Source organism: Haloechinothrix sp. LS1_15 (assembly GCF_033042135.1).
In the GTDB taxonomy this organism is placed as follows: Bacteria; Actinomycetota; Actinomycetes; order Mycobacteriales; family Pseudonocardiaceae; genus Haloechinothrix.
Map to the genome: position 1 here is coordinate 193222 of NZ_WBXM01000003.1, position 13384 is coordinate 206605.

Genomic DNA, 13384 nt, shown 5'->3' on the forward strand with positions numbered 1-13384 from the left:
GCATGGCAACAGCCGAGGACAGCGCGGCGCGAGCGGGCCAACCGCTGGTCATGGCCAAGGCTTTGGTGAAGCGGTTCGGGACCCTCGAAGCCGTGCGGGGCATCGATCTCGACGTCGGTAGAGGAGAGGCGTTCGGGTTTCTCGGCCCGAATGGCGCAGGCAAGTCCTCGGCGATGCGGATGATCGCCTGCGTCTCGCCGCGCACCGAGGGTGAGCTGCGCGTGCTCGGTATGGATCCGCGGACCGACGGCCCGCGGATCCGGGCGCGGCTTGGGGTGGTGCCGCAGGAGGACAACCTGGACGCCGAGTTGACGGTCAGGCAGAATCTCCAGGTCTACGGTCGCTACTTCGGGATGTCGCGGGCCCAGGTGCGGGCCAAGGCCATGGAGTTGATGGAGTTCGCGCAGCTGTCCGATCGCGCCGATGACGAGGTGGAGCCGCTGTCCGGTGGCATGAAGCGGCGCCTGACCATCGCCCGATCGCTGGTCAACGACCCTGACCTGCTGTTGCTGGACGAACCGACCACCGGCCTTGATCCGCAGGCCCGGCACCTGCTGTGGGACCGGTTGTTCCGGCTCAAGCAACTCGGCGTCACCCTGCTGATCACGACGCATTACATGGACGAGGCCGAGCAGCTGTGCGACCGGCTGGTGGTGATGGACGGCGGCCGGATCGTGGCCGAGGGGTCACCCGCCGAGCTCATCGCGCGCCACTGCACTCGTGAGGTGCTGGAGCTGCGGTTCCCCGTGGGCGAGAACGGGCAGGCGCTGCCCGAGATGGACGGCGTGGCCGAGCGTGTCGAGCGGTTGCCCGATCGGGTGCTGGTCTACACCGACCACGGGGACGCGGCGCTGAACGCTGCCCACGCGGGCGGGATGCGCCCGGTCTCCTCGCTGGTGCGACGCAGCACCCTCGAGGATGTGTTCCTCACGCTCACCGGGCGGAGCTTGGTCGACTGATGGGCATGTCGACTCGACAGAGGCAGGGTGTGCCCGTACGGGTGGTGAACTCGTTCCGGGCTGCCTGGTTGCGGGTGGAAGGCCAGTGGATGTGGTACCGCCGCTACTGGCGGTCCAATCTGTACTCCTCGGGATTGCAGCCGTTGTTGTTCCTGGCCGCGATGGGCCTGGGCTTCGGGTCCCAGGTGGAGCCGGGCCCGGACACCGAAGGTGTCGGTTACCTGCAGTTCGTCGCGCCGAGCATGCTGGTGGCAGGCGCGATGATGAACGCCGTGTTGGAGTCCACCTGGAAGGTCGCTTCCGGGTTCCAGTGGCAGCGGCAGTACGTCGCCGCCGTGGCCACCCCGATCACCCCGGGGCAGGTGTTCGGTGGCGAGCTGATGTGGGTGGCGGTGCGGCTGCTGGTGTCGGCCGGCGTGTACGCCGTGATCGCGCTACCGCTGGGTGCGTGGTTGGGGTTCGGTGCGGCATTGGCGGTGCCGATCGGCGTGCTCACCGGACTGGCGTTCGCCGCGCCGGTGATGGCGCTGTCGGCGACGGTGCGTAACCCGAGCAACGCCTTCAGCACGCTGTTACGGTTCGGGGTTATCCCGGTGATGCTGTTCTCCGGGACGTTCTTCCCGATCAGCGTGCTGCCCACGCCGGTGCAGGCGCTGGTGTGGTTGTCGCCGCTGTGGCACGGCAACGAGCTGGCCAGGGCGGCCGCGCTCGGTGGGGCGGAGTGGCTCCCGGCGCTCGGTCACCTCACGTTCCTGGCCGCTGTGCTGGTCGGCGGTGGCTTGCTCGCGCGCCACCGGTTCTACCGCAGGCTGGTGGTCTGAATGGCGACGGACGCCGACCGGATCGGCCGGGTAGCCACCACCGGCGCGCGGCGCGGGCTCACCCTGCGGGTGCTGCCGCCGGGTATGTACGCCGGGCGGGCAACCAAGGTACTGGAACGCTCGCTGCTGGTGGGCAGGAGGATGTGGCCGGTCTTCGTCTCCGGCATCGTCGAGCCGGTCTTCTACCTGCTGGCCTTCCAGGTCGGTTTCGGGGCCTTGGTGACCGAGGTGGTCGGCCCCGGCGGGGTAACGATGGACTACGCCGCTTTCGTCGCGCCCGCGCTGATGATGGCCTCGGCGATGAACGGGGCGGTCTACGACGCCACCTTCAACGTGTTCTTCAAGATCCGCCACGCCAAGGTCTACGACGGCATGCTGGCCACCCCGATCGGCCCGATGGACATCGCCATGGGTGAGATGAGCTGGTCGATGCTGCGGGGCGGGTTGTACGCGGCGGCGTTCCTCGCCGCGATCAGCGCGCTCGGGCTGGCGGGCTCGCCGTGGGTGCTGCTGCTGGTTCCGGTGGCGTTGCTTGTGGCGTTCACGTTCGCCGCGCTGGGGATGGCGTGCGTGACCTACATTCGTACGGTCTCGCAGTTCGACTACATCCAGCTCGCGGTGATGCCGCTGTTCCTATTCTCCGCCACGTTCTTCCCGCTGTCGGTGTACCCGGAACCGCTGCAGCTGCTGGTGCAGCTCTCTCCGCTGTACCACGGGGTGGAATTGGCCAGGGGGTTGTCGGTGGGGGTGCTGGACCCGATGATGGCGGGCCACGTGGCCTACCTGGTGGCGCTGTCGGCGCTGGGCCTGTGGGTGACCTCGCGTAGGCTGGCCGGCCTGCTGTTGCGGTAGAGCCTCAGCGACGGTCCGCGTGTCCCAGATCCCGGTCCGGCGCGACCAGGTCGCGCACCAGCCGCTTGAGTTCGGTGAGTTCCGGGAACGCGCGTTGTTCGGCGCGGGACCAGACGCCGTGGCCGTCGACGCGGACCTCGAACACGCCGCCGGTGCCTGGGACGAGGGCGACTTCGCCGAGCTCCTCGCTGAACGTGGTGAGTAGCTCCTGGGCGAGCCACCCTGCTCTGAGGAGCCAGCGGCACTGAGTGCAGTACTCGATCTCCACTCGCGGCTGCCGTATGTCCATGGCTCCAGTATCGTCTCGGTTCACGGCACCGGCGACGCGTGTGAGAGTGAATCGTCATGATGCTGCTGACCTTCGGCCACGGTACCGCGGAATCCACCGAGCTGTTGAGGCTGCTCCGCGATGCCGGTGTGGCACAGGTAGTCGACGTGCGCAGGGTTCCTGCCAGCAAGCGCAATCCGGATGTCGCCCACGATGCGATGTCGCGATGGCTGTCGACGGGTGGTATCGAGTACCGATGGGACGAGCGCCTTGGCGGCTGGCGCAAGGTGGTGCCGGACACGCTGGACACGGCCTTAGCCAACCGTGCGTTCTGCGGCTACGCCGGGCACATGCGTTCGGTGGAGTTTCTGGACGCCATCGAGGCGCTGCTGTCGGGAGCGCGGCGGCAGCGAACCGCGATCATGTGCGCTGAATCGGTGTGGTGGCGGTGCCACCGCAAGCTGATCGCCGACTTCCTGGTGTTGGCGCGCGGGGTGGACGTGTGGCACCTGATGCACGACGGCACGTTCCAGGAGCACCGGCCGAGTGAGGAAGCGCGATTGGTGCCGGAGGAACGAGTGTTGGTTTACGACGCCGACCAGCCACCGCTGACGCCGTAGCACGCGGCGCAGGCGCCCGCCACGGGGCCAGCAGGGTGGTGGGTTGGTGGTGGTGTCGTGTTTCGGTACTTTCCAGTGACGCGACTCGACGCCGGAGAGCTCGCTACGGGCTCGCGTTGGTAGCCCGCGCCTGCCGTGCCTGCCGTGCCAGTCGCCTGGCCTCCCGCACCGGCCCTGGCGTGCGATGGTGCCCGGTGCCGAGCACGACTCGGGCCGCGGTATCGGCATCGGTGCGCCAGGCCGCGTGCACCGCCACCGGTCTGCGGCCCGCTCGCATGCGCAGCCAGTGCCCCACGAGCTCGCCGTCATGCAGCAGGGGGCTGGTGGCGCCCCGCTCGTCCGAGGGACAAGGTCCGCTCGCCAGCAGCGGACGGTGGGTGACGCCGATGGTGGGAAGCCCGAGGACGGCCCCGAGGTGCAGCGCCAATCCGCAGCGGCGCGGGTGGTCGCGCCCGGTGGCATCGACCAGCAGCACATCCGGGCTGTTCGGCAGGGCGAGGACCACCGATTCCAGGATCGGCCCCACCCGCAACGCCAGATGCCCCGGTTCGTATCGCCAGCCTGCCGTCCCGGTGACGGTGGCCCTGCCGTGGCATCGCTTGCCTCGGTAGAGCGCCGCCCCTGCCCACACCGGATCGCCTGCCGCGCCTGGGCCGGTGAGCCCGTGCGGGAACGCCGCGAAGCAGCCTGCCACCAGCGGCCGGGGCTGCGCCCGCCAGGCTGGTGGCCGGGCACGGGCGAGCGCGTCCTGCCGCGCGTACAGCTCGACCGGGGAACCCGGCCAGGTCCCCGGATCCGCTCCCGCCGCCGTCATATCGTCATGACGGTCCGACGCCGGCTCCTGCCGAGTCCGCCGTGGACAGTGCGGTGTAGGCGTCGACGAGCCCGTGCCCGTAGAAACCGTTGTAGCCGGAGTAACCGCTGCAGTAGGCGTCCTGCCTGCCGTTGCCGCTGACGTCGTAGTCGGCGGGACAGGCGAGATCGGCCGCGCTCGCGGTCAGCGCCGAGGCGATGCGCTCTGGGTCGTAGTCGGGGTTCGCCGAGGCGATCAGCGCCGCGACCCCCGTGGCGTGCGGTGCGGCCATCGACGAGCCACAGATCCGGGTATACCCGCCCGGCACGGTCGACAGGACGCAGGTACGTTCGTCACCCCCCGGCGCTGCCGTCGCGATCACCCCGAGGCCGTACGAGCTGTAGCCTGCCTTGCGCTCTGCGGCATCCACCGCGGAGATGGTGACCATCGAGCGCAGGCTCGCGGGCAGCGCCTGGCAGCCATCCCCGCCGGAGGTGGCGGGGGAGAGGTCGACGCCATCGTTGGTGGCCGCGGCGATGTTGAGGGTCCCGCCCGAGTTGGCGTGGTCGGCGGCGCGCGCGACGGCTTCCCGGACCGTATCGACGTCCTCGCCGGTAGCGCAGGACAGCGACCACGGATCGACCACGTAGCTGGAGTTGGTCACCGCCATCCCGTTGTCCGCAGCCCACATCAGGCCACACACTACGGCCTCGGGGTCGGCGAAGCCCCGGCCACCGATCACCTTGATCGAGGCCAGGGTGACTCCCGGGGCGACACCGGTGATGCCCTCGCCGTCGTCGGCGGCAGCGATGGTCCCCGCGACATGAGTGCCGTGCGGTGAGGTGTCGGGCGCCGCGACGTCGCTGCCGGTTCGCGGCGCCCCCGACAGGCAGTCGACCGAGAGATCCTCGTCGACCGATCCCGCCAGGTCCGGGTGCCGCGGGTCGATGCCGGAGTCGAGCACACCCACGATCACGTCCGGGTCGCCCCGGCTGATCGTGTGCGCCTGCGGCGCGTTGATCATCTCCATGTTCCACTGCTCGCTCGTGCGATCGTCCGCAGGAACCGTGGCCGGATCGGTCGGTCGTAGTTCCGGCCGTTCGCCCGTCGTGGTGTGTCGCGACGGTGAGTCCGCTGCCGCGAGCGTGCGCTCGTGCTGCGCGCTGAACGAACGGGCACCATCGGGCAGCCGGGCCGCGAACCCGGGGTCGGCGGACGTGGCCACGGCGACGGCGATCTCCGGGTAGTAAGCGGTGCTCCGGCCGCACGCGTCGGTGACGGCATCGTCCGCGCGACGCTGCTGTGTACCTTCCGGGAACACCACGATGTGCCGCAGTGGCGTCCCGGACTCGCGGCAGGGGCCCTCACCGGTCACCGTGGTATCTGTCGCCACCGCGGGGTCGAGCTCGTGCGCGCTCGTGGTCACCTGTGCGTGCGCCAGCGGGAGGGTAGTGCACACCAGCACCACACCGGTGCCTGCCACGGCGCGAACAGGCAACCTCAACGAAGCCATAGCTGCGCACGGTAGCCACTTCGGTTCCCTGCGACAAGTGGGGCGGCCGCTGTTCTTGTCGTTACCCCGGCAGGGTGCGGGTGACCGGCGCGCGGTCTGTCGGCTCGTGAGATGAATAACCCGACTTGGAAGTAGGCACGGTCTGCTGACCCTTGCAGGGAGGCGGCGCGCGAGCCACCGAGTGACACGCGACGGCGCGACGGTATGGGATACTGAACCTGATCGCCGGACCGGGCGTCTCCGGGTGTACCACGCAGTGGGAGGGCGCGGTGCGGGGATCCAGCGGCTTCTCGCGCGTGACACCGCGTCGTCGCCACCCCGCGTGGCTCGACGATGGGGAGCGAGGCCGAGGTCAGTGGGCCACGGAGGGGTCGCTGCGGAGGTAACCGCTCGCTCGGTGTCCCGCCTGGCGGGCGGTGGGAGACAAGGATTCCCGTTGTGGGGTACCCCACAGCGGCATACAACAGAACCAAGCATGCCGGTAGGGCTGCTCACCATCGGCCCGTTCGGTTTCCGTGACGGGGCTCGTGGCAGCCGGTGGCGAGCGGGTGCGGAGATCGAACGTCGACGCCGACCCGGTGAAGGTGTGGACCTACCGACAAGTGAAGGCGATAAGCGCGCCGCCGCTACCCGCTCCGGCAGGTGGTCGGCGCACTTCGGACAAGAGGCAGAAAGGGGTCCCTGCGCGGCCGCATCCGCAACCAGCCGCCCGCCCGCCCGGCGGTGCTGGCGAGGTCCGGATGCGCCCGGGGGCGGAGGAGTTATATGACGAACACAGGAGAGCCCGCCGGTAATGCAGGCGGGGATACCAGCACACCTGCGTCCGATTGGGCATCCGAGCTGCCCGCACGGATCAGGGTGCACGCTCTGGCGAAGCTGCTCGGATCCACGAGCAAGCACGTTCTCGGCACGCTGAGTGATCTCGGGGAGAGCGCACGCAGCCCCCAGTCGAGCGTGTCCCGCGATGTCGCCCTCCGGGTCGCCGAAGCCCTCGGTACCCAGGGAGGTGGTACGCAGACCGCTCCGCAGGTGGACACCGAAGTCGACCAGCCGGGCGGGGCCGAGGCCCCGGACGCCGGTAGCGATGCCGGAACCACTGCCGGCCAGCAGCGGTCCGAGTCCTCGCGGCAGCCCGCGGCGGCCGCCCCACACGTGCCCCAATTCACGCCCCCGTCGCCGGTTTTCCTGCCGCCGGAGCCCAGCTCGGCGGCAGCGCAGGCGAGCGGGTCCGACCAGGTATCGGAGCAGCCAGGAACCAGCGCCGGAGGCGGTGCGAGCGCGGCTGGCGCCGGTAGGGCGAACCGCGAGACCGGCGACGATGCCGCCGGTGACGTCGGTGACGGCGGTGATGACGGTGATGACGGTGGCTCGCGGCGGCGACGCAGGCGTGGCCGCCGCGGTCGCGGCAGGGGCAAGGGCGGCGACGAGAGCCAGGGCACGACGCAGGACGACGACGCAGGCGTTGCCACCAAGCAGGCCAAACAGGGTGAGCCTGCCCGAGCCAAGCAGGCAGCTCAAGCAGAGCAAGCTGAGCAGGCGCAGGACGAGACGACCGGCCGCGGCAGCGAACAGGCCGGCTCGGGCGATGACGGCGAGACCCCTGCGGAGTCCGGCGGCGGGGACCAGTCCGATGCCTCCACCCGGCGGCGGCGCAGGCGCAGGAGGCGGAAGGGCTCCGGCGATGACTCCGGCTCCGGTGACGACTCCTCAGGTGCTGCCAGCAACGGTGAGCAGGACAGCTCAGACGACCAGGTGCGCAGTGTGCGCGGCTCCACGCGGCTGGAGGCGAAGCGGCAGCGCCGGAGGGACGGTCGCGAAGCTGGCCGCAAACGTGCCCCCGTGCTGTCCGAGTCGGAGTTCCTCGCCCGGCGGGAGTCCGTCGAGCGGACCATGGTCATCAAGGAGAGCGCCGCCAACGGTGCCTCCGGTCACGGCAAGAACTCCGGGAAGGACCGCACCACCCAGATCGCCGTGCTGGAAGACGGCATGCTCGTCGAGCACTTCGTGACCTCGGCTGGCTCCGGGTCGATCGTCGGCAACGTTTACCTCGGTCGGGTACAGAACGTGCTGCCCAGCATGGAGGCCGCCTTCGTCGACATCGGCCGTGGCCGCAACGCCGTGCTGTACGCGGGCGAGGTCGACTGGGACGCCGCGGGCCTCGAGGGCAAGTCACGCAAGATCGAGCAGGCACTCAACACCGGCGACACCGTGCTGGTCCAGGTCACGAAGGATCCAGCCGGGCACAAGGGCGCGCGGTTGACCACCCAGATCTCGCTTCCCGGGCGTTTCCTCGTCTATGTGCCGGGCGGCGGTGCGACCGGGATCTCCCGCAAGCTCCCGGAGAACGAGCGCCGCAGGCTCAAGGACATCCTTAAGCGCGTGGTACCCGAGGACGCCGGTGTGATCATCCGGACCGCGTCGGAGGGAATCAGCGAGTCCGAGATCGAACGCGACGTGCGGCGGTTGCAGGCTCAGTGGGAGATCATCAAGGAGAAATCCGACAGCGCTCGCGGTGCCTCTGGTAACGCCAAGGGAGCGCCGTCACTGCTCTACGAAGAGCCCGACCTGCTCATCAAGGTCGTTCGAGACCTGTTCACTGAGGACTTCGCCAAGCTCGTCGTGCAGGGCTCGGTCGCGTGGGAAACCGTCGACGCCTACGTGCAGCACGTGGCGCCCGACCTGACGGCGCGTCTCGAACGTTACGTCGGTAAGGGCGACGTCTTCGACGATTACCGTATCCACGAGCAGGTCACCAAGGCGCTCGATCGCAAGGTGTGGTTGCCGTCCGGTGGCTACCTCGTCATCGACCGCACCGAGGCGATGACGGTGATCGACGTCAACACGGGCAAGTTCACCGGATCGGGTGGCAATCTCGAAGAGACGGTGACCAGGAACAACCTCGAGGCGGCCGAGGAGATCGTGCGGCAGCTGCGGTTGCGCGACATCGGCGGCATCATCGTGATCGATTTCATCGATATGGTGCTGGAGTCCAACAGGGATCTGGTGCTGCGTAGGCTCACTGAGTGCCTCGGCAGGGATCGCACGCGTCACCAGGTCGCCGAAGTGACGTCGCTGGGACTCGTCCAGATGACCAGGAAGCGGATCGGTACCGGCCTGCTCGAGGCGTTCTCCCGGGCCTGTGAACACTGCAAAGGGCGCGGTGCGGTGGTCAGTACCGAACCGCACGCCCACGAGCACCCGCCGAGTGAGAGCGGCAAGCAAGGCAAGCAACGCGGGAAGGGAAAGGCAAAGGACGAGGACACCTCGCGCGCCGAAGTCCCGGCTGGCGGGCGTCGGGAATCCGCGGTGTCCGCGGTTCAGGCCATGGCCAACGCTTCGAAGCTCGCAGCGGCCAAGGGCGCCGCCGATACCGAGGGCGCGCAGGAAGCCACCCCCGACACCCCCGACACCTCCGACACCTCCGAAGTCGCCGAGGTCGCCGAAGTGGCTGTCGGGACCGCCGAGCACGCGGCAGCGGCGGCCTCAGCAGTGACGGCGGACACCCCTGCTGAGTCAGCTGAACCGGCCGGAGAGCAGGCCACCGTGCCAGGCGCGGTGGCGACCGGGGGGAAGCGGGACGCCTCCCAGCACGACAGGAGCGGTGACTCGGGGTCCGCAGGCGATTCCGCTGCGACGGCCACCGCCGAGCTGCCCGCTCGGACCGGCCGCCCTGTGCGAAAGAGGGCGCGCCGGACGGCATCGCGGCCCGCGGGCCCCCCGGTAGGCGCGTCGGCGACCTCGTCGGGTGACGATGACAGTTCGTGACGTACACGGCGTGCGCCGGGGGATCGGGTGGGCCTCCCTGCCACCCCGGTGCACGCACCGTACGGCGAGCACGTAACCTAGAGGAAGGCCCGCGGCCAGTGCGGGCGTGGTGCGCGCCAGCGGTCAGCGTTACCGCCGACCCGGCACGCACGTTCCCACCCACTGTCGAGTAAGCAGGAGCATCCGTGTCGGCGTACGCGATCGTCAAGACCGGCGGCAAGCAGTACAAGGTGTCCGTCGGCGACGTCCTCGAGGTGGAAAAGCTCGAGGGTGAGCCGGGTACCGAGCACACCTTCCCAGCGGTGCTCGTGGTAAACGACGGCGCCGTCACCACGGACGCCGACGCGCTCGCGAAGGTCTCGGTTACCGGGAAGGTTCTCGAGCAGACCAAGGGTCCCAAGATCCGCATTCACAAGTTCAAGAACAAGACCGGGTACCACAAGCGCCAGGGTCACCGCCAGCAGCTGACCCGCGTCGAGGTCACCGGTATCAACGCGTAGGTAAGGAACCTGAGCAGCCATGGCACACAAGAAGGGTGCATCAAGCTCCAAGAACGGCCGCGACTCCAATGCGAAGCGGCTCGGTGTCAAGCGCTTCGGTGGCCAGGTCGTGAACGCGGGCGAGATCCTGATCCGTCAGCGTGGCACCAAGTTCCACCCCGGCCTGAACGTCGGTCGTGGGGGCGACGACACGTTGTTCGCGCTCTCCGCGGGCGCTGTGCAGTTCGGCCACAAGCGCGGCAAGAAGACAGTCAACATCGTCCCGGCCGAGCAGTAGGAGCACCCGCCCGTACCGCACGGCAGGTACGGTACAGAGGCGGAAGCGCTCCTCCTGCCCCGGGCAGGCGGTTCACGGCCGCGACACACCTCGCTCAAGGGGCGGGACCGATTACCCTTCGGCCCGCCCCTTGAGTCATGCGGTCACCGTGCGGTGTCCGGAATACCCGACAAGGAGAGATCATGGCCCGGTTCGTCGACCGTGCGGTGGTCCATGTCGTCGCGGGCAACGGGGGCCACGGGTGCGCCTCGATACATCGAGAGAAATTCAAGCCGCTCGGCGGCCCGAACGGCGGTAACGGCGGGCACGGCGGCGATGTGGTTCTGGTCGTCGACCCAGGTGTGCACACGCTGCTCGACTTCCATTACCGCTCGATGATCCGGGCGGGCAACGGCAAGCAGGGGCAAGGCAGCCATCGCGCGGGCGCAGCGGGGGAGACCCTCGAACTCCCGGTTCCCGACGGGACGGTGGTGCTCGACGAGGACGGGGAGGTGCTCGCCGACCTGACCGGCGCCGGGACCCGGTTCGTCGCCGCGCACGGTGGGCGGGGAGGGCTCGGCAACGCGGCGCTGGCCTCCCGCGCGCGTAAGGCCCCCGGTTTCGCCCTGCTCGGTGAACAGGGCGAGGAGCGCAGGCTGGTGCTCGAGCTGCGCTCGGTGGCCGATGTCGGGCTGATCGGGTTTCCCTCGGCGGGGAAATCCTCGCTGATCTCGGTTCTCTCCGCCGCGCGGCCCCAGATCGCCGACTACCCTTTCACCACCCTCGTGCCGAACCTGGGTGTGGTGACGGCGGGGGAGACCGCCGACACCGGTGCGCGCGGCACTGCAACGGTGTTCACGGTGGCGGATGTGCCGGGGTTGATCCCCGGTGCGAGTTCCGGCAAGGGGCTGGGGCTCGATTTCCTGCGGCATGTCGAGCGGTGCGCCGTGCTGGTGCATGTAGTGGACTGCGCGACGTTCGAGCCGGGTCGGGATCCCGTGTCGGACGTGGATGCGCTGGAGGCCGAGCTGGCGCAGTACACGCCGCAACTGGGTGGCGACCTGGCTGGGCGGCCGCGGGTGATCGTGCTGAACAAGATGGACGTGCCGGACGCCGCAGAGCTAGCGGAGCTGGTCCGCGCCGACTTCGCCGAGCGCGGGCTTCCCGTCTACGAGGTCTCGACGGCGACCAGGCAGGGTTTGCGGGAGTTGAGCTTCGCGCTTGGCGAGCTGGTGGAGCGGCATCGGGCGGAGCAGCCGCCGCCGGAGCCGAAGCGCGTCACGGTGCGGCCCAAGGCGGTCGACGACGCGGGTTTCAGCGTCGTCGCCGACCCCGAGGACCCGGAGGGGTTCATCGTGCGCGGCACGAAGCCGGAACGGTGGGTGTCGCAGACGGACTTCGGCAACGACGAGGCGGTCGGGTTCCTCGCCGACCGGCTGGCGCGGCTCGGGGTCGAGGAGGAGCTCGCGCGCCAGGGTGCCGAACCCGGCTGCTCGGTGACCATCAGGGACGTGACCTTCGATTGGGAACCCTCCACACCGGCGAGCACGGCTGCCCGGATGGGCAGGCGCGGCAGCGACACCCGGCTGACTTCGACGGGCCGGACCAGCGCGGCTGAGCGCAAGCACGCCCGTGACCAGCGCAGGGCCTCCGGCCAGCAGGGTGCCGGGGACGTAGGCGGCGACGGACGTGAGACCGGCGGCGACACGGATACCGCCGGCGAGGGGGCGTGATGACCGCGACAAGGGTCAGGGAGGCGATCGTGGCGGCGCGCCGCCTGGTCGTCAAAGTAGGCTCCTCTGCACTGACCAGCGCGGCGAACGGGCTGGACACGTCACGGTTGGATGCGCTGGTCGACGCCGTCGCGACGCGGATCGTCGCAGGCGGTGAGGTGGTGTTGGTTTCCTCGGGTGCCATCGGAGCAGGCATCGCCCCGCTGTCCCTCGCGGGCAGGCCGGAGGATCTCGCCACGCAACAGGCTGCTGCCAGCGTGGGACAGCTCGCGCTGGCGCACGCCTACGCCGAGTCGTTCGGTCGGTACCACCTCACGGTGGGGCAGGTGCTGCTGACCTCGGACGACGTGGCGCGCAGGGCGCACTACCGGAACGCGCAGCGCACGTTCTCCCGGCTGCTGTCACTGGGCGCGGTACCGGTGGTGAACGAGAACGACACGGTGGCCACAGAGGAGATCCGATTCGGTGACAACGACCGGCTCGCCGCCCTGGTGGCTCACCTCGTCGGGGCGGAGGCGCTGGTGTTGCTGTCCGATGTCGACGCCCTCTATGACGGTGATCCGCGCAGCGGTGCCACGCGCGCGATCCGGGAGGTCGGAAACGCTTCCGACCTGGACGGGTTGCAGATCGGCCGGTCCAGCTCGGGGTTGGGTACCGGGGGCATGGTGTCCAAGCTCGCCGCGGCGCGTACCGCGGCCGCGGCGGGAATCCCGGTACTGCTCGCGGGCGCGGACGACACCGGGCGTGCGCTGGACCGGGCCGATGTGGGCACGGTCTTCCACGCGGCACCGAGCCGCCTGTCGGCTCGCCGTTTCTGGCTCGGCTACGCGGCAGGGGTCGCAGGCAGGCTGCATCTCGACGACGGCGCGGTGACAGCCGTGGTGCACCAACGCCGTTCCTTGCTGGCAGCCGGGCTGACCGGCGTCGACGGTGACTTCCTCGCCGGTGACGTGGTGGAGCTGGTTGATCCGGAACAGACGGTGGTGGCGCGCGGCGTCGTCGCGTTCGACGCGGGCGAGCTGCCCGCCATGCTTGGCCGGACCAGCTCCGAGCTCCCGGCCAACCAGCGCCGCGAGGTGGTCCATGCCGATGACCTCGTGCCGATCGGTGAGGGCCACGCTGCGCGTGGTCGGTCGGCGTGAGTAGGCGTATCCGTATAATTGTGATCTAGGTCACAAATTTAATGGCTCTGGTGGCAGTGCCGTCATGGGGATCGGGTCGGCGCGTCTCCCGGTCGCACCGGCTCGAGCGGGGGCGAGAGCGGCGCCCGGTGCCCGTCGCCGGTCATGTGTCGGTGGGCGGGT

12 protein-coding genes are annotated in these 13384 nt (G+C 69.6%); 9 read left to right on the forward strand and 3 right to left on the reverse strand.

The features are described from left to right. The first annotated feature begins 2 nt into the window (after positions 1-2). The 3 genes from F8178_RS06085 to F8178_RS06095 are packed head-to-tail and all read left to right on the forward strand — an operon-like array spanning position 3 to position 2632. Positions 3-959: an ABC transporter ATP-binding protein gene (locus tag F8178_RS06085; protein WP_317493673.1), complete on the forward strand. Its 957-nt coding sequence runs from the start codon at positions 3-5 to the stop codon at positions 957-959. A 5-nt stretch (positions 960-964) separates the two neighbouring features. Next, complete coding sequence (locus F8178_RS06090; protein ID WP_317493674.1) at positions 965-1780, forward strand: ABC transporter permease; 816 nt, start codon at positions 965-967, stop codon at positions 1778-1780. Then, positions 1781-2632 carry an ABC transporter permease gene (locus F8178_RS06095; protein ID WP_317493675.1) on the forward strand — a complete coding sequence of 284 codons (852 nt, stop codon included), beginning with the start codon at positions 1781-1783 and terminating at the stop codon, positions 2630-2632. A gap of 4 nt (positions 2633-2636) precedes the next feature. Here F8178_RS06095 and F8178_RS06100 read toward each other — a convergent pair whose 3' ends face one another. Next, positions 2637-2921 carry a SelT/SelW/SelH family protein gene (locus F8178_RS06100; protein WP_317493676.1) on the reverse strand — a complete coding sequence of 95 codons (285 nt, stop codon included), beginning with the start codon at positions 2919-2921 and terminating at the stop codon, positions 2637-2639. Between the two features lie 56 nt (positions 2922-2977). Between F8178_RS06100 and F8178_RS06105 the strand changes: the two genes are divergently transcribed. After that, positions 2978-3520: a DUF488 domain-containing protein gene (locus F8178_RS06105; RefSeq protein ID WP_317493677.1), complete on the forward strand. Its 543-nt coding sequence runs from the start codon at positions 2978-2980 to the stop codon at positions 3518-3520. 103 nt (positions 3521-3623) lie between these two features. Here the strand turns inward: F8178_RS06105 and F8178_RS06110 are convergent, their stop codons facing one another. Both F8178_RS06110 and F8178_RS06115 read right to left on the reverse strand, forming a co-directional pair. After that, on the reverse strand, positions 3624-4334 hold the full coding sequence (locus F8178_RS06110) for an endonuclease V (protein WP_317493678.1): 711 nt from the start codon (positions 4332-4334) through the stop codon (positions 3624-3626). A gap of 4 nt (positions 4335-4338) precedes the next feature. After that, positions 4339-5826 carry a S8 family serine peptidase gene (locus F8178_RS06115; protein WP_317493679.1) on the reverse strand — a complete coding sequence of 496 codons (1488 nt, stop codon included), beginning with the start codon at positions 5824-5826 and terminating at the stop codon, positions 4339-4341. 765 nt (positions 5827-6591) lie between these two features. Between F8178_RS06115 and F8178_RS06120 the strand changes: the two genes are divergently transcribed. From F8178_RS06120 to proB, 5 genes are all read left to right on the forward strand, one after another. Beyond that, positions 6592-9591, forward strand: coding sequence for a translation initiation factor IF-2 N-terminal domain-containing protein (locus F8178_RS06120; protein WP_317493680.1), 3000 nt, complete (start codon positions 6592-6594; stop codon positions 9589-9591). A 185-nt stretch (positions 9592-9776) separates the two neighbouring features. Continuing rightward, positions 9777-10091: a 50S ribosomal protein L21 gene (gene rplU / locus F8178_RS06125; RefSeq protein ID WP_317493681.1), complete on the forward strand. Its 315-nt coding sequence runs from the start codon at positions 9777-9779 to the stop codon at positions 10089-10091. A gap of 19 nt (positions 10092-10110) precedes the next feature. Next, a complete protein-coding gene (gene rpmA, locus F8178_RS06130; protein WP_317493682.1) occupies positions 10111-10368 on the forward strand; it encodes a 50S ribosomal protein L27 in 258 nt (85 codons plus the stop codon). A 179-nt stretch (positions 10369-10547) separates the two neighbouring features. Then, the gene (gene obgE / locus F8178_RS06135; protein ID WP_317493900.1) at positions 10548-12080 is read left to right on the forward strand and encodes a GTPase ObgE; all 1533 of its coding nucleotides are present in this window, start codon (positions 10548-10550) and stop codon (positions 12078-12080) included. Then, complete coding sequence (gene proB / locus F8178_RS06140) at positions 12080-13222, forward strand: glutamate 5-kinase (protein WP_317493683.1); 1143 nt, start codon at positions 12080-12082, stop codon at positions 13220-13222. Before obgE ends, proB begins: the two co-directional genes overlap by 1 nt. The last annotated feature ends 162 nt before the right edge of the window (positions 13223-13384 follow it).

Bases quoted from the DNA above. Each gene is read 5' to 3' on its own strand.
- rpmA (WP_317493682.1), top strand. From the start codon at position 10,111: ATGGCACACAAGAAGGGTGCATCAAGCTCCAAGAACGGCCGCGACTCC.
- F8178_RS06115 (WP_317493679.1), bottom strand. From the start codon at position 5,826: ATGGCTTCGTTGAGGTTGCCTGTTCGCGCCGTGGCAGGCACCGGTGTG.
- F8178_RS06085 (WP_317493673.1), top strand. From the start codon at position 3: ATGGCAACAGCCGAGGACAGCGCGGCGCGAGCGGGCCAACCGCTGGTC.
- F8178_RS06100 (WP_317493676.1), bottom strand. From the start codon at position 2,921: ATGGACATACGGCAGCCGCGAGTGGAGATCGAGTACTGCACTCAGTGC.
- F8178_RS06105 (WP_317493677.1), top strand. From the start codon at position 2,978: ATGATGCTGCTGACCTTCGGCCACGGTACCGCGGAATCCACCGAGCTG.
- proB (WP_317493683.1), top strand. From the start codon at position 12,080: ATGACCGCGACAAGGGTCAGGGAGGCGATCGTGGCGGCGCGCCGCCTG.
- F8178_RS06110 (WP_317493678.1), bottom strand. From the start codon at position 4,334: ATGACGGCGGCGGGAGCGGATCCGGGGACCTGGCCGGGTTCCCCGGTC.
- F8178_RS06120 (WP_317493680.1), top strand. From the start codon at position 6,592: ATGACGAACACAGGAGAGCCCGCCGGTAATGCAGGCGGGGATACCAGC.
- F8178_RS06095 (WP_317493675.1), top strand. From the start codon at position 1,781: ATGGCGACGGACGCCGACCGGATCGGCCGGGTAGCCACCACCGGCGCG.
- F8178_RS06090 (WP_317493674.1), top strand. From the start codon at position 965: ATGTCGACTCGACAGAGGCAGGGTGTGCCCGTACGGGTGGTGAACTCG.